The following is a 22,083-nucleotide window of genomic DNA, read 5'->3' as shown; positions in this document are numbered from 1 at the left end:
GGCTGGTTGCACGCGGCTAGCGTAGCCCGGCTAGCGTAGCCCGGCTAACGTAGCCCGGCTTAACCCTCAGATCACAGATTATGGATTCAATTGTCGAGTTTTTCCAGTACATCCTTAATTCGGAGGAAATCATCCGTACTGGCGGGCTTTTGGTTATTACTTTCATCGTATTCGCGGAAAACGGCCTGTTTTTCGCATTCTTTCTGCCTGGCGACTACCTCGTATTTCTCGCGGGGGTGTTCTGTGGTACCGGCATTCTCGACGTGCCGATCCTCATTTTGCTGATCAGCATGCTTACGGCCGCGATATTGGGCTCGCTGGTGGGCTATATTTTCGGGAAGTATTTTGGCGATATGTTCAAGAACAGGCCGGATTCTTTCTTTTTCAAGAAAAAACACATTGAAACCACTCGTAGTTACTTCGAAAAATACGGCAGCAGGACATTAATTATCAGTCGGTTCCTGCCTATCGTGCGCACGTTCGCGCCTATACTCGCGGGATTGGTCAAAATGTCGTTTCCTTCCTTCCTGATCAATAATGTAGTAGGAGGGGCGATCTGGATCATCACGTTGACGGGGGGAGGTTATCTGTTCGGCGAAAAATTCCCCTGGATCGTGGATTATGTACAGTACATTATTCTCTTCTTCCTGGCGATCACGACGTTCACGGTGATCAAGGGATATTTGAATGCGCGGAAGGGCATGGCGGAGTAAGGTTTATAGGCCTTCCTCCTCCTTAAACCAGCCCGAATAGATCAGATAATTATTCGCGGTCCGGTCGATGGCTGCATTCAGTTCCGGCGAAACGTCTTTCAGGTATTTGGCTGGATTACCGGCGTAAATTGTTCCCGGAGGTACTTTGGTGCCCTGCGTGACAATGGCTCCCGCGGCGATAATGGCGCCTTCGCCGACAACCGCCCCGTCCATTACAATGGCACCCATGCCGATCAGCACGTGGTCTTCGATGGTGCAGCCATGTACGATGGCGTTGTGTGCGATGGAAACATAATTCCCGATCGTGGTCGCAAACCGCTGATAGGTACAATGGATCACGGCGCCGTCCTGGACATTGGAATGGTGCCCGATGCGGATACTGTTCACGTCGCCGCGGATCACCGCGTTGAACCACACAGTACAATTTTCGCCCATCACCACATCGCCCACAATGGTAGCGTTTTCTGCAAACCAGCAACTGTCGTCGTAGGTAGGGTGATGTCCTCGGACAGATTTTATCAATGCCATGATCTTATTTTTATTATATTTTGGGCAATATCCGCTTTTCAGTGCGAAAAATAAATATATTTCGTTGTTGAATTAACAATTTGCCAGGTCATGCCGTCAGCCGCGAAAGTTTCGAAAGGAAGCTTGCTCATCGCAAAGCCGTTTTTGGGCGATCCCAATTTTGAAAGGGGGGTTATCCTTATGTGCGAGCATAATGAGCAGGGAAGTTTCGGTTTTGTATTGAACCAAACAACCGACCTGTTCCTGGGGGACGTGCTGGACGAGACCATTTACCAGGACATCACGCTGCACCTCGGTGGCCCTGTTGAAAAAAACACATTGCATTTCATACACCGCCGCCCCGACCTCGTTGCCGGCGGAACGGAGATCATGAAGGACGTTTACTGGGGCGGCGATTTCGAAAATGTCAAAACGCTCCTGAACCTGAATACCCTTAAACAGGAGGACGTTATGTTCTTCATCGGCTATTCGGGATGGAGCGGCGGGCAGCTCGACGACGAGATCAAGCAGGACTCGTGGATCATTTCCAGCACGACTTCCGATTTCCTGTTTTCGACGCCTCCGGTTAATTTCTGGCGTGAAATCCTGCGCACTATGGGAGGTGAATACCGCTCCATCGCGCATTATCCCATCGACCCGCGTTTGAATTAAGCACTTCGTTTTAGTTAGGCTGGTTCAAACCTTTCACCGATTCGTAATCCGACTTGATCCGCGCCACTTCGTGGGTGAGGAAATGTTGTAATTCTTCATTGAAAATCTTTTTTTCGTCATCAGGCAGCGACGCGTACAAATCTTTCAATTCCTGATTGATCGCCGCTCTTTCCTGGTCGGAACCCGCGTTCATCGAACGAATGTGGAACCGTTTGAAATCGTATTTAGACATAACTGAGAAAGGATAAGGTACAAAAATACCGAAAACCGCTTAGCTGCCGAAATCAACCTTCATTCATCCACTGCATACATTCATCCAAAATCCCGGATGGGCGCTGAACGTGAAAGGTTTTGCATATGTTTGTCGTTGATATGACAACTATCATTTCAAAATGAACAGAACCTTCGTTTTTATCATATTAACTTTCGTACTCTTTGCCATCGACTGGTACGTCTGGCAAGGTCTTAAATTGGCTATCCGCAGCCTGAACCCATTAACGCAACGCTGGATCGGAGGCGCTTACTGGGCATTGACGCTGGTTACGCTCGGTGCCTACGTAGGAATGCAATTGCTGCCGCCAGATTACTTCAAAAGCACTACCCGGACGTTTGTAGTGGCATTCATTGCCATTCCCTACCTCTCGAAATTATTGGCCGTGGCGATCCTGCTTGTCGACGATGTACGTCGCTTTTTTCAATGGATCGTGAGCCTTTTTGCTCCATCGGTGGCGACGCCGTCGCCCGAAACCGGCGAGCCGACTATCCCGCGTTCACAATTCCTCGCAACGACGGCCGTGGTGGCAAGTGCCGGGCTAATGGGCACATTCGCATACGGTATTCTCTCGGGTGCACACGATTACCGGATTCGGCGCGTGAAAGTGCCTTTGAAAAACCTCCCCCGACAGTTTCACGGCATGAAAATCGCCCAGCTTTCGGATATTCACTCGGGTAGTTTTTTTAATAAAACAGCCGTGAAAGGCGGCGTGGAAATGTTGATGAAGGAGAAACCCGACATTGCATTCTTCACCGGCGACCTGGTGAATGACCGGGCCCTGGAAGTAAAGGACTACATTAACATTTTCGACAAGGTTAAAGCGCCGCTCGGCGTACATTCCGTGCTCGGGAACCACGATTACGGCGACTATTTTCATTGGGCCGACGCCCAGTCAAAGACCGGTAATCTTGCCGATTTGAAGAAAGCGCACGAATTGCTGGGCTGGAAACTGATGCTGGATGAAAACCGCGCAATTAAAGTCGATGGAGAATCGATCGGACTGATCGGTATTCAAAACTGGGGGGCCGGTAATTTTGCCAAATACGGAAACCTGGAAAAAGCTTACGAGCATACGGATGAGTATCCGGTCAAAATATTGCTCTCGCACGACCCAAGCCATTGGGAGGCGCAGGTTTTACCTAAATATAAGGACATCGACCTCGCGCTCGCGGGCCATACACACGGGATGCAATTCGGTGTGGAAATAGGCAAGGTGAAGTGGAGCCCGGTGCAGTACCGTTACAAGCAATGGGCGGGGCTTTATGAGGAGAACGACCAGTATTTGTATGTCAACCGCGGATTCGGCTACCTGGGTTACCCAGGCCGCGTGGGTATCCTCCCCGAAATCACGATCCTGGAATTGGTAAAGGCGTAAAATTTTCGGAAAATTGTGAAAGGGTTGGCGCAATGCATACCGAAATTGGTAAGCATTGCGTTGCATTAGTAACCTTTGACGATCCATCGCAACGAACATGATCAAGAAAATCACTCCCTGGCTTCTGGTACTAGCGCTGATTTGCGGTATTTCAGGCGTACAGACAGTTTCCGCCGCTCCCGGAACGGCCAAGGTGGAATTGTTTGGTAAAAAGAAAAAATACAAAGGTTACAAGAAGCCAAGGTCGAAAAAATTCCTTGGGATATTTAAACGAAAAACAGATTGCGGCTGCCCTAACCACTAGGAACTTCCTGCCGTTACATTTTGTACATATTCAAGAGTAAGCATAGCCATCAATCTCTGAGAGATTTGGTTGGATTTGCTTACTTTTGTATTTTAAAATCACCTAATAGCGGCATTCTCAGCCTAACTTGAATGAAAGTTAATCTTCGAAACCAGGACAAGTTTGAAAACCGTCACCACGGTAAAGATGAACAGGAATTGCAGGAAATGTTGAAGACCATCGGAGCCGGGTCAGTGGATGAACTGATTGACCAGACTCTGCCTTCTGCGATTCGTCTACAAAAACCACTGAATTTGCCGAGGCCCAAATCGGAGCAGGAATTTTTACAATACATCAAAAGAATTGCTTCCAAAAACGCGGTGCTGAAATCATACATCGGCACAGGCTATTACGACACCATCACACCGAACGTCATTCTGAGGAACATCCTCGAAAATCCGGCCTGGTATACGGCTTACACACCCTATCAGGCGGAAATCGCGCAGGGACGGCTTGAAATGCTCCTGAACTTCCAGACGGTCGTGACTGATCTGACGGGAATGGAGATCGCAAACGCCTCATTGCTTGATGAGGCAACGGCGGCGGCGGAGGCGATGACCATGCTGCACGCTCTGAAAGGCGCTTCCAGAAAAAAAGCCAATACATTCTTCGTGTCGGAGCTTTGCCATCCGCAGACGATCGACCTCATATACACCCGCGCGAAGCCTATCGGTATCGATGTGGTAGTAGGTAATCACACAACGGTCGATCTCACCGACGAAAATATTTACGCCGCGCTCGTTCAGTACCCTGCTACGGATGGCGCAGTGATCGATTACACGGATTTTATTGCTTCGGCGCATGAGCTGGGCGTTTCGGTGGCCGTTGCGGCAGACTTGCTCGCATTGACCCTCCTGAAATCGCCGGGCGAAATGGGTGCTGATGTAGTGATCGGTTCTTCGCAGCGCTTCGGTGTGCCAATGGGTTACGGTGGCCCGCATGCCGCTTATTTCGCGACCAAGGATGCCTTCAAGCGGCAGATTCCGGGCCGTATTATCGGAGTATCGGTCGATGGCGAAGGCAATCGTGCATTGCGCATGGCCTTGCAGACGCGCGAGCAGCATATCCGCCGCGAAAAAGCGACTTCCAACATTTGTACCGCACAGGTATTGCTGGCCGTTATTGCCGGTGCCTATTCGGTATACCACGGGCCAGAAGGTATCAAGAGCATCGCAGCACGCGTGCATGGCCTTACCCGCCTGTTTGTAGATACTGTGAAGAAATTCAATTACGAGGTTGTTACTGAAAACTATTTCGATACAGTAACAGTCCGGACGCCACTGACGCGGAAATTGCGTGAGCAGGCATTGAAATGGGGCATTAACCTCAAATACCACGGAGATGAGAGCCTTTCGGTGTCATTCGACGAGGCTAAGACATTCGATGATGTGATTGCATTGCTCAATGTTTTTGCAGAGGTTTCAGGCTTCCAGGGCGAACTCGTGATCGACGAGGACCTCGAATTTTCACTCCCTGAGAATCTGGTGAGAAAGTCGGAATACCTGACACACCCGGTTTTCAACACCCACCACACGGAGCACGAAATGCTCCGCTATTTGAAATCGCTGGAAAACAAGGACCTTTCATTGGTACATTCCATGATTTCGTTGGGTAGCTGTACCATGAAATTGAATGCTACTGCCGAGATGATCCCGCTTACCTGGCCGGAATTCGGTGGTATTCACCCGTTTGCACCTACTAACCAGGTAGGTGGTTATGCTCAGCTCGTAAGCGAGTTGAATACCTGGCTTTGCGAGATCACCGGTTTTGCGGCGATGTCGTTCCAGCCAAACTCGGGCGCGCAAGGAGAATATGCCGGTTTGATGGCCATTCGTGCATACCATGAGAGCCGCGGCGAAGCACATCGTAATGTTGCATTGATCCCTTCTTCTGCACACGGTACCAACCCTGCATCCGCCGTAATGGCCGGGATGAAGGTGGTGGTAACGAAATGTGACGAACGCGGAAATATCGATGTGGAAGATTTGCGTGCGAAAGCTGAGCAGCATGCCGATGACCTGTCGTGTTTGATGGTAACCTATCCATCGACGCACGGTGTTTATGAAGAGAGCATTATCGAAATCTGCTCGATGATCCATTCATTCGGTGGGCAGGTTTATATGGACGGCGCGAATATGAATGCACAGGTTGGACTCACGAGCCCTGCCAGCATTGGCGCGGATGTTTGCCACCTCAATTTGCATAAAACATTCTGTATTCCTCACGGCGGCGGAGGCCCGGGAGTAGGACCGATCGGCGTTGCCGAGCACCTGATGCCGTTCCTGCCAGGCCACGTGAATTTCAGCACACAGCCGGAATATCTGCCGACAGGGCAGGCGGGAGCGGTTTCTGCGGCACCTTACGGTAGCGCAAGTATCCTGACAATCTCTTACGCATACATTGCCATGATGGGTGGTGAAGGCCTTACCAATGCCACCAAATTCGCTATCCTGAATGCAAACTATATCAAGGAGCGCCTGAACGGGCATTACGAAGTACTTTACACAGGTACAAACGGGCGCTGCGCGCACGAAATGATCGTCGATTGTCGTGGTTTCAAAGCGGCTGGTGTAGAAGCCGAGGATCTGGCAAAACGCTTAATGGACTACGGTTTCCACGCGCCGACCCTTTCATTCCCTGTTGCAGGCACATTGATGATCGAACCGACCGAATCGGAATCGAAAGCCGAACTGGACCGTTTCTGTGACGCAATGATCGCGATTCGCAACGAAATCCGCGAAGTGGAAGAAGGAACAGCCGATCGCAACGACAACGTTTTGAAGAATGCGCCGCATACTTCCCGCGTCTTGCTCAGCGAAAACTGGACTCGTTCTTACAGTCGCGAAAAAGCGGCATTCCCGCTGCCTTATCTGCGCTTCAATAAGTTCTGGCCAAGCGTAAGCCGTGTAGACAGTGCGTATGGTGATCGCAACCTGATCTGCTCATGTATCCCTGTGGAAGCATACTCCGAAGTAGAGGAAGCCTGATAACAGTGTGATAGATACCAACAAAAAGAGGCTCGAAAGAGCCTCTTTTTGTTATAACCCAAACCTTCAGGCTTGGGCTGCGATATCGATACGATACTCTCTAGAAGTGACGCTCCCCAATCTCCCTCTTGCCCAACAACACAGCCCCCACCATCGCTACAAGCAACAGGATAGAAGCCAGCTCAAACGGCAACAGATAATCCCGGAAAAGCATATGCCCCAGGCTCTCGATCATGCCGATCTGAGAATCGTAAGTCTGCGGGTTAAATGGCTCAATAGCAGTTTTGCGGTAAGCGCCGAAAAGGATCACGAAAACCGTCCCGCCGACGATCGTAGCGGCTATTTTAGTCAGGTTTGTCTTGGATTCTTCCTGGTCCTGTTTCATATTCAAAAACATGATCACGAAGAGGAAAAGTACCATAATCGCCCCGGCGTACACGATAATATTCACGGCTGCCAGAAACTGTGCATTCAGCAAAATGTAATGCCCTGAGAGCGTAAAGAACGTCAGGATCAGGTACAGAACGCTGTGAATAGGGTTACGCGATACCACGACCATTACCGCACTCAGGATGGTCAGGAAGGATAGAAAGTAAAAAAAAGATACTGCTGAATTCATAATGTTAGTAACTGCTGACAGTCTTGGTTTACCAATCAGGGAATAGCTCGTGGAACAACGTTGGTGATTTCACCACTGGCTCTTTTGACATCCAGCGCACGCGCTTCTTCCTTCGTCCAGGCTTCGCGGGTATAGCGGTTGTTCATATCTTCCACGAGGAGGTCTTTGCCCCAGATCACCTGGTCGCGTTCGGTAAATACCGGTACGAACTCGTCGTGGCGCAGGTAAACGGCCTGTTTCGGGCAGGCTTCCTCACAAAGGCCGCAGAAAATGCAGCGCAACATATTCACTTCGTAAACTGCCGCGTATTTTTCTTCACGATAGAGGTTTTCTTCGCCCTTCACGCGCTCGGCAGCTACCATTGAAATCGCTTCCGCAGGGCATGCTACTGCGCACAAACCGCAGGCAGTACAGCGCTCGCGGCCGTCAGCGTCTCTTTTCAGGATATGTCTTCCGCGGAAAACCGGTCCCAGGTACCGTTTTACTTCCGGGTATTGGATCGTTACTTTCTTGGCGAAAAAGTGCTTGATCGTAATCGCCAGACCTGTTGCAATAGCAGGCAGGTAGGCGCGTTCGGCCAGCGTCATTTCTTTATTGCTTACTTGCTTTGAGCGATTTGTCAATTGCATGGCAATACGATTTTGGAATTAATTCAACCACGCGGTGATCACAGGCTTCAAGAAAAGCACAGCTGCACCGGTGATAATAATGTTAAAAATAGCAAGAGGGATCAGCTTTTTCCAGCCCAGGTTCATCAATTGATCATAGCGGAAACGCGGGATCGTCCAGCGCACCCACATGTAGAAGAACACAAAGAACAATGCTTTTCCGAAGAAAACAGCCGTTCCGATCAATGTTGCTATGTTATGGCCTGTTTCGCTACCCAATGCCTTCACGAGCTGCGCATACACGAAATCCATTCCCGGATAATTATAACCGCCAAAATACAGCACAGAAATGATTGCCGAAGAAATGAACATGTTGATATACTCCGCGAAGAGGTAGAAACCGAGTTTCATACTGCCGTATTCCGTGTGGTAACCACCGACAAGCTCCGTTTCACACTCGGGAAGATCGAAAGGTACGCGATTACATTCCGCGAAGGAGCAGGTAATGAAAATGATGAAACCCAGCGGCTGGTAGAAGATATTCCAGTTCATACCGTGCTGCTGCGCCACGATTTCCCCCAGTGAAAGCGAGCTGCTCATCATCAGGATCGCGATGAGTGAAAGGCCCATTGCTACCTCGTAACTAATGTTCTGCGAAGCCGCACGGATCGCTCCGAGAAGCGAGAATTTGTTGTTAGAAGCCCAACCTCCGACCATAATACCGTAAACACCCAGCGCCACAACGCCGAAAACGTAAAGGATACCGATGTTGGATTCGACGCCTTGCAATGGCACTTCATGACCTGCAATGCGGAATGTGCTGCCGAATGGAATCACTGCGCTCGCGAGCAATGCAGTAAGCATCGCCAAACTTGGCCCGGCGATAAAGAGCCATTTGTTGGCTAATGCAGGGATAAAGTCCTCTTTGAAGAACATTTTACCTGCATCCGCAAGTGGCTGCAAAAGTCCGCCCCAACCGGCACGGTTAGGTCCGCTGCGGTCCTGGATGAAACCTGCGACCTTACGCTCAGCCCATGTAGAGTACATGGCGATCACCAGGGTAAGCCCGAAGACGGCAACAATGGTTACGGTTTTAACAAGAAATTCTACTAAATCCATTTGAAAGCAATTTTATCCGGCTGCTTTGACTACTGATTCTCTTAATTATTATTGGCCGCCAATGAACGGTGGTTGGCCTTATCGTTATTCTCGATGCTCTGGTGACGGATCGTATCCTCGTCTGTCACATACGGGCGTGAGTCGTCGATATTTTTGAACTGCGATGCTGCCAGTTTCAATGCAAAGTCAGGTTTTGCGACGAGGTCTTTGCGGTATTTATTAGCAGAAATTACCGAGCTGCGTTTCACTTTGGTAGGGCCTTCCAATACCCAGTCGCTGGTTTGTTTTTTCTCAAAACGGCAGGTATTGCAAATGAAGTCGTTTACCTCGCCCCAGGTATTCTTGCGGGCAGTCACGCGGATTACTTCGTCGCCACGGTACCAAACGGTCGTTTTGCCGCAGCATTTGTCGCAGTCGCGGTGCGCGTCTTCCGGTTTCGAGAACCAAACACGGTTTTTGAAGCGGAATGTCTTGTCGGTCAATGCGCCTACCGGGCAGACGTCGATCACGTTTCCGGAGAAATCATTATCGATCGCTTTTTCGATGTAAGTACTGATTTCCGAAGCATCCCCGCGGTTCATAACCCCGTGAACGCGTTTGTTGGTAATCTGGTCGGCGGTGTACACGCAGCGGTAGCAAAGGATGCATCGCGTCATGTGCAGCTGCACGTACGGACCTATGTCGATTTTGTCGAAAGTTCTTCTTTCTTCCTCGTAGCGTGTTTTCGCCGAACCGTGTTCAAATGCAAAATCCTGCAAATGGCATTCACCGGCCTGGTCACAAATAGGGCAGTCGAGCGGGTGATTGATCAGCAGGAATTCTACAATGCTCTTGCGGGTATCGAGTACGGCCTGGTTGGTCGTGTTTTCCACCACCATTCCATCCTGAACCTGTGTGATACAGGATGGGACCAGTTTAGGCATCGGACGGGGATCTTTGGCAGAACCAGCCGATACTTTTACCAGACACGCACGACATTTACCTCCGGAAGCCGTAAGCGGTTTATAGTAACACATCGCAGGCGGAACGAGGTGTCCCTGGCTGTCATCTGCCTCGGCAATCTTGCGAGCCGCCTGCATGATGGTAGTCCCGGGTTCTACTTCGACCTCGATGCCATCGAATGTAATTTTCAACAATTGGGGTTTAACTTCTTCCATGTCCAGTCAAGTACAATATTCTGAGATCTATTACACCAGGGCCATTTCACCCATGTAAACCGCGCCCGGGGCCGTAGCTTCCTGCGGGTTGGTGATATGCCACACAAATTCGTCGCGGAAATGGCGGATCGCACTGGCTACCGGCCAGGCAGCTGCATCCCCGAGCGGACAAATGGTGTTACCTTCTATTTTCTTTGAAATATCTACGAGCAAATCGATGTCGTGCATGCTGCCGTGACCGTGCTCGATGCGGTGGAGGACTTTCTCCATCCAGCCTGTTCCTTCGCGGCACGGGCTGCATTGTCCGCATGATTCGTGGTGGTAAAAACGCGAGAAGTTCCAGGTATTCCGAACAATGCAGGCTGTTTCATCAAACACGATAAATCCACCCGATCCGAGCATGGTACCCGTTGCAAAACCACCATCCGAAAGCGATTCGTACGTCATCAGACGGTCCTCGCCGGCTGCGGTTTTCATAATGAGGTTTGCAGGAAGAATAGGTACTGACGAACCGCCCGCTACCAATGCTTTCAAATGGTGACCTTTTCGGATACCACCGCAATATTCATCCGAGTTCAAAAACTCTTCCACGCTCACACCCAGCTCTATTTCGTAAACACCAGGTTTTTGAATGTGGCCCGATGCGGAAATCAGCTTGGTACCGGTACTTCTACCGATTCCGATGGTTGCATAAGCATCACCGCCATTATTGATGATCCAAGGCATATTGGAGATCGACTCCACGTTGTTCACCACGGTAGGGCTTTGGTAAAGGCCTTTTACCGCAGGGAATGGAGGCTTGTTTCTCGGGTTACCTCTTTTTCCTTCCAGAGATTCCAGCAATGCAGTTTCTTCACCGCAAATGTATGCGCCGCCGCCTGGCTGTACCACCAGTTCAAGGTCATAGCCCGAGCCGAGGATATTTTTACCTAAAAACCCTTGCGCTTTCGCTTCCGCAATGGCTTTTTCCAGAATGCGGATCACGTACATGAGCTCGCCGCGCACATATATGAACGACTTGTTGGCACCCAATGCAAAGCTGGAAATGATCATGCCCTCGATCAACAAGTGAGGAATGCATTTCATCAAGTGGTGGTCCTTGAAAGTACCCGGTTCCGATTCATCGGCATTACATACCAGGTAACGGGGAACGCCCTCGGGCTTGGCCAGGAAGCCCCATTTCATTCCCATCGGGAAACCAGCACCACCACGACCACGCACGCCTGATTTTTTCGCTTCTTCCACCACCTCTTCCGGGGTCATGGTTTTGATAGCTTTTTCAACGGCAGTATAGCCTCCCTGTTTGCGATAAACATCGAAGGTTTCGATACCGGGGACATTAATATGCTCCGTTAAAATTTTTCTAGCCATTTGAGGATAATATTTTCAGCTTCTGAAAGCTTATTTACTTAACTCTTCTATGATTTGGTCGACCTTCTCGTTGGTCAGGTTCATATAGAACTGCTCGCGGATCTGGAAAACCGGTCCCCAGCCACATGCTGCGAGACATTCTACTTCTTTCAATGTAAACTTTCCGTCGGTAGTGGTTTCACCCGCTTCGATGCCCAGTTTTTTCTTCAAATGGCCGTACACATCTTCTCCGCCCATTAAGCAGCAAGGCCCTGTACGGCAATATTCGATCACGTGTTTGCCCACGGGGTCGAGGTGGTACATGGTATAAAAGGTAGCTACCTCGTAAACCTCCACGGGTTCTATTTTCAGAATACCGGCCACATAATCCATTACTTCGCTGCTCAGCCAGCCCCATTGCTCCTGGGCAACGTGCAAAACAGGCAAAAGAGCCGATTTTTGGCGGCCCTCCGGATAACGTGCGATAATTTCTTTTACTGTTTCAAGTCGTTCTGGTGTGAACGCAACCAGATTAGGTGATTCGGTCATTTCTAAATAGGTCTTTAACAAACTTTAAGCGTCCAGTTCACCTGCAATTACATTAAGGCTACTCATCGTCAGGATCGCATCCGACAGTGATGAACCTTTGCACATTTCAGGGTATGCCTGATAATAAATAAAGCTTGGCCTGCGGAAATGCAGACGGTATGGTGCCCTGCCGCCATCGCTGATGAGGTAGAAGCCCAGCTCGCCGTTTCCTCCTTCCACAGCATGGTAAACTTCGCCAGCCGGTGCGTCGATTTCGCCCATTACAATTTTGAAATGGTAAATAAGCGCCTCCATATTCCGGTAAACCTCGTCCTTAGGAGGCAGGTAATATTCGGGAGCATCGGCGTAATAGGGCCCTTCCGGGAGGTTGTTGATAGCTTGCTCGACGATTTTGAGGCTTTGCCACATTTCTTCGTTACGGACCATATAGCGGTCGTAAGTATCGCCGCTCTTTCCGATAGGCACTTCGAAATCGAAATCCTCGTAAGAAGAGTAGGGGTTCATCACACGCACGTCGTAGTCCACACCCGCGGCACGCAAATTAGGTCCGGTGAAACCGTATGATAATGCTCTTTCGGCTGAAATAGGGCCTACATTAATGGTACGGTCCATGAAAATCCGGTTACGATTGAGCAGCTTTTCAAGCTCTCTCAATACCGGCGGGAATGATTTGATGAACTCTTTGATCTTACGGATAGCCGTGCTCGAAAGATCACGCTCCATACCGCCGAGGCGGCCCATATTGGTTGTAAGACGTGCCCCACAGACTTCTTCGTAGATTTCATAAACTTCCTCGCGCTTCTGCATTACGTACAGAAAGCCGGTGAATGCCCCGGTGTCCACGCCGAGGATACTGTTACATATAATATGGTCGGTAATGCGTGCGAGTTCCATCATGAGCACACGGATGTACTGCGCGCGCTTGGGAACTTCGACGCCCAAAAGCTTCTCGACCGTCATGTGCCATCCCAGGTTATTGATCGGGGAGGAACAATAGTTCATGCGGTCGGTGAGCGTAGTAATCTGGTAAAATGGCCTTCTCTCGGCAATTTTCTCGAACGCCCGGTGGATATAACCGATGGTCTGCTCGCCCGAAACGATTTTTTCACCATCCATTTTGAGGATGTTCTGGAAAATACCGTGGGTAGCGGGGTGTGTCGGGCCGAGGTTGAGGGTGGTCAGTTCTTCTACGAGTTCGGGCAACTCGTTATGAGAAGGGACATTATGCGGTAATAATTCAATATCTGCCATATTCTTACTCAATATAGATCATCGGCCGAAAAGGGCGTCAATTTTATCTTCACGGGTCGCGTCCTCCATCGGATATTCCTTACGCATCGGGAAGTAATCCATTTCCTCGATGTTCAGAATGCGTTTCAGGTTCGGGTGCCCGTCAAACAAGATACCAAAAAAATCGTAGGTTTCGCGCTCCATCCAGTTAGCGCTGGCGAACAGGCCCGTCGCTGTCGGAATGTGGATATCCGCTTCGGGAATGGCTACTTTAATACGGATGCGGAAGTTGTGCACGAAACTGTGCATGTGATAAACCACCACGAATTCCTGGCCAGCATTATCAGGATACTGAATGCCTGTGATATCGGTCAGGAATATCACCTGATAGTTTTTATGGTCTTTCAGGAACTCCATTACCGGGATAATCTCTTCGCGGGTTGTTGAGAGTGTCAAAAGCCCGTAAGGTTCTTCAAAGTTGAAGACCTGGTCCCCGAATTTTTCCAAAAGCCCTTCGGCTACCTCCTGGTTCGTAAGCATAGGGGGTTACTGAATATTATATGATGCCAATAGTTCCTGGTATTCGTCGGTATTCCGGCGGCGAAGCTTCTCGTTCTGTGCAAGATACTGGACCTGCATCAGGCCGTCGATGATCTGCTCGGGACGCGGCGGGCAGCCGGGTACGTATACATCCACAGGTATAATGCGGTCGATACCCTGCAAAACGCTGTAAGTGTCAAAGATACCACCGCTCGACGCGCACGCGCCAACGGCCATTACCCAGCGGGGCTCGGCCATCTGAAGGTAAACCTGCTTCACGACCGGAGCCATTTTCTTCGCAATGGTCCCCATTACCATCAGCAAATCGGCCTGACGTGGCGAAAAGCTCGGACGTTCGGAACCGAAACGCGAAATATCGTAATGCGCACCCATGGTAGCCATGAACTCGATCCCGCAGCATGAAGTAGCAAATGGCAATGGCCAGAGTGAGTAACTGCGCGCAAGACCTATCGCTTCGTCGAATGAAGTTGCAAAAAAACCGGATCCGCTATGTCCTTGCGGAGCCTCCACTATCTTTACTTCTTTCATAATTCTTTGTATTTCAATGTTCGAAGCCTATTCCTCCCAGTTCAGTACGCCCTTCCGGATCACGTAATAAAAGCCGGACAATAAAAGGGCCATGAACAATAACATTTCTACGAACCCGAACATTCCCAGCCCCTTGAAATTAACCGCCCAGGGATACATGAAGATAACCTCTACATCGAACAAAACGAAGAGGATCGCTACCAAAAAGTACTTCACCGAAATGGGCGTCCTTGCGTCACCAACCGACTCAATACCACATTCGAACGGGTCGTCTTTCTTTTTGCTTTTACGGCTCGGACCGATAAGGTGAGTGACAATCATCGTGCCACCAATGAAGCCGGCGGCGAGCAGAAATTGCACAATGATGGGCAAATAATCGGAAGGAAGATATTCGTTTTTCATTATAATGATCCGGTTACAGAGGGTCAGGAATGGCTAGAAAACTGTTGCCAGCGGGTTACATTCCTCCCCGTCTCTCAAAATTAGGCTTTGCAAATTTATCAATCAAATTCTTTACTTTTTCTTTTGTCTAATTAGTATCATACTAAATAAGCCCCGTTGTGGCGGGGCTTATTTAGTATTTTATCAAGAAGGAATGTTTATCTAATCACAATTTGCTTGGTAAGGCTCTGTCCCTGACCGGTCACGCGGAGAATGTATTTGCCGGTCGGCAGAAGGCCCACATCGATCTGTGCCCGGCCGTCGAGGAGCTTTGGAGACGTCGATTTGATGAGGTTTCCGCGGATGTCGAAAAGCTCGAATGCCGCTTCTTTGATATTATCCCTCGACTCGATGTAAATGTAAGCGCCCTGGCTGGGGTTGGGGTAAATTACGACCTCGTTTTGTTCATTGGTTTTGAACTCTCTCGAAGCGGTATCCGAGTAACAAACCAGGTTATTGCTGCCGATGGTATAGGTAACTTTCGCCTTGGCTGTATAAACGCCAGATTTCAGGATCTTAATCAACGTAGCGGTCGTGTCGGTTTCGGAACCAGGGCGACTCCAGATGAAGGCCTCATTTGCTTCGCCACCTTCCGGAATGCTCGCCGATACGCTGAAAGGCCCCGATGGCTCAATGGTCGGCTTGGGGATTTTGGCACGGATCGTCAGTTTCGACGCTTGTGAGTTTTCGGAAACACATCCAAAAATGTTCTGCGCCCTTACAGTATAGTTTCCGCTTTCCGCAATGCTGGCAATGGCGCCAGAAGTCACGGGCGTCGTCGCGCTTTCTTTGAACCAGTTATAGATGTACCCTTCATCATTTACCGAGAACCGGAACGACGAATCGGCACAGGCCTGTTGCTCGCCTGATTGCAGGATGTTGGGCTGGGTAGGTTTTGCATCGTGGTCGAGGGTGACTACCGAGGTGAGGATGGAGTTGCTTTTGGCATCGCGCACGGTGGCGCTGTATGTTGCTGCCTGGGTAACAGTGATGCTACTGCCTATGCCAATGGGCGTCTTGCTTTTACTGCTTCTCCATTCGTAAGAAGCATAGCCCGCCGGCAGGGAAATGGTAACAGCATTATTTTGTGTTACACAGGTCGCAGCGATAGCGGGAATTTCAGCCGAGGTAATTGGCGACACTGTCGAGAAGAAATTCGCATCCAGGGTTTGCACCCACGCGTTGGCAAGGATCGTCAGCGCCCGGACTGTCCCGTCGGCGTCGTCCTTATCTTTACCCACGAAGTGTGTACCATCTCCGCGATCCGGAACCAGGTTGTCTGTTTCAGGGCCGGGGTATGTAGGATTAAACGTGGTGGCAAGAACTGCATTTTGTCCGGCAACAATGGATGGATTGACGAAGGACACTTTGCTGTCTTGTGGCGAAGTTCGGCTTGTCCGGGCTATTACCCAGGTAATACGTTTGTCTGTATCCGTAGAAAGCCGGTTAATAATCAATTGTAGATTGTCGCGATAGAATGTCGTGGTAGTCTTGAAAAGAGCATCTGCTTCGCCCTGCATCCAGAGAACAGCCCTTACACCATATTGATTGGCATAATTCCTGGCCGCGATACGCAGGTTGGCGTAAGGCATACCGGTCTTATAGAAGAAACCTCCATACTTATTTTGCGTGGGTATTCCCTGTGCACTGTATGACCAGTTTTCGATCGAGGTCCCTTCCCATGCCGTATTGATAAAAAGAACGGGCAGGTTCAGGCTTTGAACCAGTTGATCTCCAACCATTCCCCAGCACCAGGCAGTCTGACCACGTGGAGACATATACTTCATGTTCTGCGTGACCTTTGAAAACGTGGGAGGGATGGGGTCGGTCAGAAGGTCATTAAACTCGCCTTCCTCATCATTTTGATAATTATCTACATATATAACGCGGTCGTCCTGAGCAGAAGGCCCATATGGGTACTCCTTTAAGCCTTGCGCGTTCGATTGGCCTGCGATGATAAACACTTCTCCGATACCGAATCGTGCCAGAACATCCCGGCCAACAACTTTACCGTCGGCGATCCCGCGTACTTCTAGCGTATACCAGCCACCGAGCAAGGTGATTTTACCCATAAAGACGCCACCTTTCGGAGCAACCTGCAAATCCCGCCAGGGAGTTTCCTGACCTTGTCCTTGAACAACAGGCACTGCCCGGACTTCGATCTTGTCCATCTCGACAGTAAATGTACCAGATACCGTAATTTCTCTTTGTCCTATGGCATCCCGTTGATAGACAGATTGAAATATGGGAGAAGTGATTTTGAGGGTCTGGGAAAAAGCTGCTGAGGAGACGATGCAAACCAATAGCAATGCTTTTGCCACTACCGGAAGAATAATTCTATAACGCATTGGTAAATTCTGATACAGGTAAAGTCTTACAAGCTATAACGAGATGGATTTGATTTTGTTAACGTGTTCATTACAAAACGGTCACAAAGGTAAGGGATTATTTTGGCTATAATATCACTATTCCGGGTTTTTTGATTTACGGCAGACGAACTTGAAATCAAAGCGATTTTGATGACTGGGGCTGCCACGTTCTCAGGCCTGCATTACGGTTACATTAACTATATCATGAGAGGCGAAAAGTACGGGTGCACTACCAAATTGACGTAAATAAAAAGCGAGGCTGTCTCATATTAATTGAGGCAGCCTCGCTTCATTTATATTAACACTGAAATCTTTGATCGCTCCTGTGCGTCTGCCAAGACGCCTTTTTACCGCACAATCACCAGCTTTTGCGAAGCATTTAGCGACGACGAGACAATCCTGATAAAATAAATCCCGCTGGAAAGCCCGGTGAGGTTAAAGTATTGCCGGCTATCGAATTTCGCCACTCTGAATGTCCTGTGGATAATGCCGCGACTGTCGATGATCTGTACCTCGGCGCTGACGATGTTGGTCAGCGTTTCCACGGTGACCCTTTCCGAGGTAGGATTCGGGTAAGCGACAAAGCCTGGATTCTCCGTGTCGAGATAGAACAGGAACGGTTCGGAGAACTCGGATGCGCAGGTGAGCGTGGGGCTATAAACAATGGTGTTGTTGACTACATAGTTACCCGCCCGTACCGCTTTCAGTGTTGCGCTGTTTTCGGGTAGCTCCGCATCGTTGTACTTCCAGACGTGATCGCCTGCTGTCAGGTTGTTTTCTGCCAAAAGCGTATAAACGCCTACCTTTCTGATAGTCGGAGCGGCTGGTGAGGGTTTTACATCCACGGGAACCGGGGCGGAGTAAGGGGAATAACAACCCTGGTCGTCTACAATCCTTGCCGCGTAGTTGCCTGTTGTAAATACTTCGATGCTGTTGCCTTCCAGTCCGTTATTCCAGAAAAACGCATTACCATTCGCGGCATCCAGGGAAATCGTGTCACCATCACAGAATGTGGTCGCCTGCCGGGCGGTCACCGTGGGCGATGGCGGCAACGAGAGTGTTTGCGTGCTGATCTGGTTGCTCGGATCGGAATAACAGGTAAACTCGTTGATTGTCTGAACCGAATAGGTGCCGGCCAGGGTTACTTTCAAGGTTTGCGTCGCGGCTCCATTGCTCCACAGGAAGCCTGCTGCCGGGGTCGAAGTGAGGTTTACGCTCAGGTCGGCGCAGAAGGTGGTCGGACCGTCGGCGGTGATGACAGGTGTAGGTGGAAGCGGGTTCGACACCACTTGCACCACCGGAGATACCGCCGACACGCAACCATTGCCATCTCTGGCCGAAATGGTAAAATTGCCGGATGTCCGGATTTCTATTTCGCGTTCGGTAGAGCCGTTGCTCCATTGGTAGGAATATGCCTCGCTGCTGCGCAGGCGGGTATAATCGCGGTCGCAGAAGATAACAGGGCGTAATGCGGTAATCGTGGGCGTCTCAGGCAATGGGTTTACTTTCACGGACACTTCGTCGGATTTGGCCTCACAACCATTTCCGTCGCGCTGCGTGAGCGAGAAAATACCGGTTGTAGTTACCGAAATCGCTTTGGTGGTAGCGGTTGTGCTCCAGACGTTGCCGCTGTCGTAGTTGGACGTCATGGTTACATTACCGCCGGCGCAGAATGTCGTTTCGCCGCTTAGCGATATTTGCGGCTTTTCAGGCAAAGGGTTAACCTTCACAGTAACTTGATCCGACTCCGGGGAATAACAGCCTTCATCGTTGAGCGCGCGGACGCGAAAATCGCCAGATGATACTGCCGTAATGCTGGCATTAGTAACACCATTTGACCAGACACTTTTAACCTTCGAATCGGAAGAAAGTGTTACCTCGCCGCCCTGACAGAATGTGAGGACGCCGGATGCGGTGATCTTCGGCTTATCGGGTAATGGAGAGGTTACCACTCTCATAGTCACCTTGTCCGACTGAGATTCACAACCATAGATGTTTTTAACTTTCACAAAATAATCACCTCCTACGGTTACAGGCAGGCGTGTGCCCGTCGCGCCGGTATTCCATATCGCATTATCTTCAATGCTTGAAACCAATGTGGCTGTGTTACCCACGCATACCGGATTACTTCCGTCGATGGTAATGGTAGGCTGATTGGGCTGGATTTGTTCGTTTACACGTATTTCAGGTGACCAGATCAGGTTATTACGGTCGTCCCGCGCCGTTACGCGGTAGGTTCCGTTACCAACCTGAACGCTGCTGGAATTACCACCCGCACTCCAGGAGAAATCGCGCAATCCGCCGTTAGTTACAGTTAATGTCACATTGCCATTGCCTGCGCAGGAAGCAACCACGTTCAATGGCTGTAATCCCGGATAGGGGGTCGAGCGGTTGAAAAAATCGTCGTTGAGGCTATTGTACCATGCATCTGCTAGCTGCACAAGGCCGTCTTTCATAAAGTGAACACCGTTGATACCGCCGCCAGCGTCAATACGGGGAACCTGGATTAAATCGGTTAGTGGGCCCTGAAACACGTTAGGTACCTGGTTGATGACCATTCCCTGGCCTTCAATTACTTCGTTGTCAGTCTTATTTTTGTTATCGTAAGAAGTTTGTGACACCACCCATGAAATGTCTTTCCCGGCGTCGTTTCTGGACGCTTCAATCACGGCTTTCAGGTCGCTGAAATAGTTGGCCCGGTTCGTTTGGGGCTCCATATCGTTATCAGATTCTCCCTGAAGCCATAGGACTCCTCTCAAGCCAGTCAGTGAAGTATAGCGGTGAATTGCATCCCGCATATTTCCATAGGGCATTCCTGCCGGATCAAAATACGTGTTGTCCGCGTAAATCGACTTTGGTCGGCCGCCATTGATACTCTCGCGCCAGGCGCCCACATGGGTACCCCACCATCCAACATTATAAAATAATATTGGTACGCCCAGTCTGCTAGCGAGTCTGCTACCTAACCTTCCCCAGCACCAGGCTGTTTTGCCACGGGGTGCGATGTTCGTGCTCTTTTCCAGATGTATGAATGATGGATAAGGAAAATTGGAGTCCCCACTGGGAAGCTCGGGCACATCCGGCACATTCTTGTAATCTACCACACTGACCCGGTCATCGTCTACGTTCGGCGCGTCCCAGACGTCACTCGGATTTGGTTGATTGTCCACATAGCCTTGCGCGTTTGACTGCCCTGCAATCAAAAACACCTCGCCCACACCCACGTGTTCGATGGAATTCGTCGCGATTACCTGGCCGCCTTTCAAAGCACGGATTTCGAGTTTGTACCAGCCGCCTTGCACATCGGAAAGCGTACCGGAGAAAAAGCCACCCTGAGGGTTGTCGTTAATGCTGGTCCAGTCCCTGTCGGCGCCACCGTTACGGACGGAGAGTTTCACCTGAATCTTGTCGGCTATTTTGGTGTAGCTGCCGGCAATGTAAATATTGGCTTTCTTGTTCGCGTCACGCTGGAAAACGGCGCGGTCGGAGGGGAAATCGATATTGATTTGTCCGTGTGCGGTGAAAGAAATAATACTGAATACTACCCAATAGAAATACGGTAGATAGTGTCTCATGGTGACTATAAATTCTTTGAAATAACTGCTTGGACACACAATTTGCATCGAAAGGTTGCCTCTTTCAAGAAATTATTATTGTACGGGGAACGGCGAATTGATCAATTCCCATATCCTGTCTTTTAATTGTTCAATCCCTTCTTGGGTTATTGCAGAAATTAAAAGTGTGGGAACGCCGTTCGGTAGGTTTTTCTGTAATGTAACCCGTTCGTCGTCAGAGATTACATCCATTTTGGAAATGGCAAGAATGCGGTTCTTGTCCAGCAGTTGAGGATTGTATAAGCGAAGTTCTTGCACCAGTGTCTGGTACTCCGCTTCGATGTCCTCACTGTCGGCCGGTACCAGGAAAAGCAGGATGGAGTTGCGTTCGATGTGCCGCAGGAAGCGTAACCCGAGGCCCTTACCTTGTGACGCCCCTTCGATAATACCCGGGATGTCGGCCATGACGAAGGATTTGTAGTCGCGGTAAGGCACTACGCCGAGGTTAGGAACCAGGGTGGTGAAGGGGTAATCGGCGATTTCGGGCTTGGCGGCGGATACTACCGAAAGTAATGTGGATTTACCGGCATTCGGGAAACCTACCAAACCCACGTCCGCCAGTACTTTCAGTTCGAGGATGAACCATTCTTCTTTCCCGGGTTCGCCGGGCTGGGCGTACTGGGGCGTCTGGTTGGTAGCGGATTTGAAATGGTCGTTACCCATTCCGCCGCGACCGCCACGCAGCAGGATCATTTCCTGTCCGTCTTCGGTAATTTCGAATAGCTGCTCGCCGGTTTCGGAATTTTTAGCGATCGTGCCCAGCGGAACTTCCAGGATAATGTCCTTTCCGATCGCACCTGTCCGCCGTCCGCCTTCTCCGCCTTTACCGTCGAATGCCTTTACGTGTTTGGTGTATTTCAAATGCAGCAATGTCCAGAGTTGGGAATTGCCTTTCAATATCACGTGACCTCCGCGTCCGCCGTCGCCGCCGTCCGGCCCGCCTTTTTCGACGTGTTTTTCACGTCTGAAATGCATGGAGCCGGCACCGCCGTTGCCGGAGCGCGCATTGATTTTTACGTAGTCGATGAAGTTAGAGGAGGCCATGTGGGTATAGTGAAAAAAAAATA

General features: G+C 50.1%; 19 protein-coding genes. 4 read left to right on the top strand and 15 right to left on the bottom strand.

Annotated elements, in window-relative coordinates; genetic code table 11:
• Window positions 1-80 precede the first annotated feature (80 nt).
• Window positions 81-713: a DedA family protein gene (locus tag BMW93_RS11580; protein WP_090375551.1), complete on the top strand. Its 633-nt coding sequence runs from the start codon at window positions 81-83 to the stop codon at window positions 711-713.
• A gap of 3 nt (window positions 714-716) precedes the next feature.
• On the opposite strand, the gene BMW93_RS11575 is transcribed toward BMW93_RS11580, so the two are convergent.
• Window positions 717-1,241 carry a gamma carbonic anhydrase family protein gene (locus tag BMW93_RS11575; protein WP_090375548.1) on the bottom strand — a complete coding sequence of 175 codons (525 nt, stop codon included), beginning with the start codon at window positions 1,239-1,241 and terminating at the stop codon, window positions 717-719.
• A gap of 90 nt (window positions 1,242-1,331) precedes the next feature.
• Here BMW93_RS11575 and BMW93_RS11570 point away from each other — a divergent pair, with 90 nt between their 5' ends.
• The gene (locus BMW93_RS11570) at window positions 1,332-1,892 is read left to right on the top strand and encodes a YqgE/AlgH family protein (protein WP_090375545.1); all 561 of its coding nucleotides are present in this window, start codon (window positions 1,332-1,334) and stop codon (window positions 1,890-1,892) included.
• Between the two features lie 10 nt (window positions 1,893-1,902).
• Here BMW93_RS11570 and BMW93_RS11565 read toward each other — a convergent pair whose 3' ends face one another.
• Window positions 1,903-2,124, bottom strand: a complete 222-nt coding sequence (locus BMW93_RS11565; protein ID WP_176885122.1) for a hypothetical protein — start codon at window positions 2,122-2,124, stop codon at window positions 1,903-1,905.
• Window positions 2,125-2,284: 160 nt separating this feature from the next.
• Between BMW93_RS11565 and BMW93_RS11560 the strand changes: the two genes are divergently transcribed.
• Together BMW93_RS11560 and gcvP are read left to right on the top strand one after the other, a co-directional pair.
• Window positions 2,285-3,541, top strand: coding sequence for a metallophosphoesterase (locus BMW93_RS11560; protein WP_090375543.1), 1,257 nt, complete (start codon window positions 2,285-2,287; stop codon window positions 3,539-3,541).
• A 435-nt stretch (window positions 3,542-3,976) separates the two neighbouring features.
• The gene (gcvP, locus tag BMW93_RS11550; protein WP_090375539.1) at window positions 3,977-6,871 is read left to right on the top strand and encodes an aminomethyl-transferring glycine dehydrogenase; all 2,895 of its coding nucleotides are present in this window, start codon (window positions 3,977-3,979) and stop codon (window positions 6,869-6,871) included.
• A gap of 100 nt (window positions 6,872-6,971) precedes the next feature.
• Here gcvP and BMW93_RS11545 read toward each other — a convergent pair whose 3' ends face one another.
• The 13 genes from BMW93_RS11545 to obgE all read right to left on the bottom strand — a co-directional run bounded on the left by BMW93_RS11545 (window position 6,972) and on the right by obgE (window position 22,060).
• Window positions 6,972-7,490: an NADH-quinone oxidoreductase subunit J gene (locus tag BMW93_RS11545; protein WP_015813525.1), complete on the bottom strand. Its 519-nt coding sequence runs from the start codon at window positions 7,488-7,490 to the stop codon at window positions 6,972-6,974.
• A 35-nt stretch (window positions 7,491-7,525) separates the two neighbouring features.
• Window positions 7,526-8,119, bottom strand: coding sequence for an NADH-quinone oxidoreductase subunit I (locus BMW93_RS11540; protein ID WP_090375536.1), 594 nt, complete (start codon window positions 8,117-8,119; stop codon window positions 7,526-7,528).
• A gap of 18 nt (window positions 8,120-8,137) precedes the next feature.
• Entirely contained in the window at window positions 8,138-9,217 is a 1,080-nt protein-coding gene (gene nuoH, locus BMW93_RS11535) for an NADH-quinone oxidoreductase subunit NuoH (protein ID WP_090375533.1), read from the bottom strand.
• Between the two features lie 41 nt (window positions 9,218-9,258).
• Complete coding sequence (locus tag BMW93_RS11530) at window positions 9,259-10,374, bottom strand: 2Fe-2S iron-sulfur cluster-binding protein (protein WP_090375530.1); 1,116 nt, start codon at window positions 10,372-10,374, stop codon at window positions 9,259-9,261.
• 30 nt (window positions 10,375-10,404) lie between these two features.
• Window positions 10,405-11,745 (bottom strand): NADH-quinone oxidoreductase subunit NuoF, encoded by a 1,341-nt coding sequence (gene nuoF / locus BMW93_RS11525; RefSeq protein ID WP_090375527.1) that lies wholly within the window; start codon window positions 11,743-11,745, stop codon window positions 10,405-10,407.
• A gap of 30 nt (window positions 11,746-11,775) precedes the next feature.
• A complete protein-coding gene (nuoE, locus tag BMW93_RS11520) occupies window positions 11,776-12,273 on the bottom strand; it encodes an NADH-quinone oxidoreductase subunit NuoE (RefSeq protein WP_090375525.1) in 498 nt (165 codons plus the stop codon).
• 24 nt (window positions 12,274-12,297) lie between these two features.
• Window positions 12,298-13,524, bottom strand: coding sequence for an NADH dehydrogenase (quinone) subunit D (gene nuoD / locus BMW93_RS11515; RefSeq protein ID WP_090376246.1), 1,227 nt, complete (start codon window positions 13,522-13,524; stop codon window positions 12,298-12,300).
• Between the two features lie 18 nt (window positions 13,525-13,542).
• Window positions 13,543-14,043 carry an NADH-quinone oxidoreductase subunit C gene (locus BMW93_RS11510; protein ID WP_090375522.1) on the bottom strand — a complete coding sequence of 167 codons (501 nt, stop codon included), beginning with the start codon at window positions 14,041-14,043 and terminating at the stop codon, window positions 13,543-13,545.
• Window positions 14,044-14,049: 6 nt separating this feature from the next.
• On the bottom strand, window positions 14,050-14,592 hold the full coding sequence (locus BMW93_RS11505) for an NADH-quinone oxidoreductase subunit B (RefSeq protein ID WP_090375519.1): 543 nt from the start codon (window positions 14,590-14,592) through the stop codon (window positions 14,050-14,052).
• A 27-nt stretch (window positions 14,593-14,619) separates the two neighbouring features.
• Window positions 14,620-14,994 (bottom strand): NADH-quinone oxidoreductase subunit A, encoded by a 375-nt coding sequence (locus tag BMW93_RS11500; RefSeq protein ID WP_090375516.1) that lies wholly within the window; start codon window positions 14,992-14,994, stop codon window positions 14,620-14,622.
• A gap of 197 nt (window positions 14,995-15,191) precedes the next feature.
• On the bottom strand, window positions 15,192-17,204 hold the full coding sequence (locus tag BMW93_RS11495) for a sialate O-acetylesterase (RefSeq protein WP_229240368.1): 2,013 nt from the start codon (window positions 17,202-17,204) through the stop codon (window positions 15,192-15,194).
• A gap of 545 nt (window positions 17,205-17,749) precedes the next feature.
• On the bottom strand, window positions 17,750-20,977 hold the full coding sequence (locus BMW93_RS11490) for a T9SS type A sorting domain-containing protein (RefSeq protein WP_090375513.1): 3,228 nt from the start codon (window positions 20,975-20,977) through the stop codon (window positions 17,750-17,752).
• 75 nt (window positions 20,978-21,052) lie between these two features.
• Window positions 21,053-22,060: a GTPase ObgE gene (obgE, locus tag BMW93_RS11485; RefSeq protein ID WP_090375511.1), complete on the bottom strand. Its 1,008-nt coding sequence runs from the start codon at window positions 22,058-22,060 to the stop codon at window positions 21,053-21,055.
• Window positions 22,061-22,083 lie beyond the last annotated feature (23 nt).

This window comes from Dyadobacter sp. SG02, assembly GCF_900109045.1.
Taxonomy (GTDB): Bacteria; Bacteroidota; Bacteroidia; order Cytophagales; family Spirosomataceae; genus Dyadobacter.
Note: the sequence above shows the minus strand (reverse complement) of the source record. Positions and strands in the feature narration are given on the sequence as shown.

Excerpts from the sequence above, each read along its gene's own strand:
- BMW93_RS11490 (WP_090375513.1), bottom strand. The coding sequence starts at position 20,977 with ATGAGACACTATCTACCGTATTTCTATTGGGTAGTATTCAGTATTATT.
- BMW93_RS11575 (WP_090375548.1), bottom strand. The coding sequence starts at position 1,241 with ATGGCATTGATAAAATCTGTCCGAGGACATCACCCTACCTACGACGAC.
- BMW93_RS11540 (WP_090375536.1), bottom strand. The coding sequence starts at position 8,119 with ATGCAATTGACAAATCGCTCAAAGCAAGTAAGCAATAAAGAAATGACG.
- BMW93_RS11505 (WP_090375519.1), bottom strand. The coding sequence starts at position 14,592 with ATGAAAGAAGTAAAGATAGTGGAGGCTCCGCAAGGACATAGCGGATCC.
- gcvP (WP_090375539.1), top strand. The coding sequence starts at position 3,977 with ATGAAAGTTAATCTTCGAAACCAGGACAAGTTTGAAAACCGTCACCAC.
- obgE (WP_090375511.1), bottom strand. The coding sequence starts at position 22,060 with ATGGCCTCCTCTAACTTCATCGACTACGTAAAAATCAATGCGCGCTCC.
- nuoD (WP_090376246.1), bottom strand. The coding sequence starts at position 13,524 with ATGGCAGATATTGAATTATTACCGCATAATGTCCCTTCTCATAACGAG.
- nuoH (WP_090375533.1), bottom strand. The coding sequence starts at position 9,217 with ATGGATTTAGTAGAATTTCTTGTTAAAACCGTAACCATTGTTGCCGTC.
- BMW93_RS11545 (WP_015813525.1), bottom strand. The coding sequence starts at position 7,490 with ATGAATTCAGCAGTATCTTTTTTTTACTTTCTATCCTTCCTGACCATC.
- BMW93_RS11510 (WP_090375522.1), bottom strand. The coding sequence starts at position 14,043 with ATGCTTACGAACCAGGAGGTAGCCGAAGGGCTTTTGGAAAAATTCGGG.
- BMW93_RS11530 (WP_090375530.1), bottom strand. The coding sequence starts at position 10,374 with ATGGAAGAAGTTAAACCCCAATTGTTGAAAATTACATTCGATGGCATC.
- BMW93_RS11580 (WP_090375551.1), top strand. The coding sequence starts at position 81 with ATGGATTCAATTGTCGAGTTTTTCCAGTACATCCTTAATTCGGAGGAA.
- BMW93_RS11565 (WP_176885122.1), bottom strand. The coding sequence starts at position 2,124 with ATGTCTAAATACGATTTCAAACGGTTCCACATTCGTTCGATGAACGCG.
- BMW93_RS11495 (WP_229240368.1), bottom strand. The coding sequence starts at position 17,204 with ATGGACAAGATCGAAGTCCGGGCAGTGCCTGTTGTTCAAGGACAAGGT.
- BMW93_RS11560 (WP_090375543.1), top strand. The coding sequence starts at position 2,285 with ATGAACAGAACCTTCGTTTTTATCATATTAACTTTCGTACTCTTTGCC.
- BMW93_RS11500 (WP_090375516.1), bottom strand. The coding sequence starts at position 14,994 with ATGAAAAACGAATATCTTCCTTCCGATTATTTGCCCATCATTGTGCAA.
- BMW93_RS11570 (WP_090375545.1), top strand. The coding sequence starts at position 1,332 with ATGCCGTCAGCCGCGAAAGTTTCGAAAGGAAGCTTGCTCATCGCAAAG.
- nuoE (WP_090375525.1), bottom strand. The coding sequence starts at position 12,273 with ATGACCGAATCACCTAATCTGGTTGCGTTCACACCAGAACGACTTGAA.
- nuoF (WP_090375527.1), bottom strand. The coding sequence starts at position 11,745 with ATGGCTAGAAAAATTTTAACGGAGCATATTAATGTCCCCGGTATCGAA.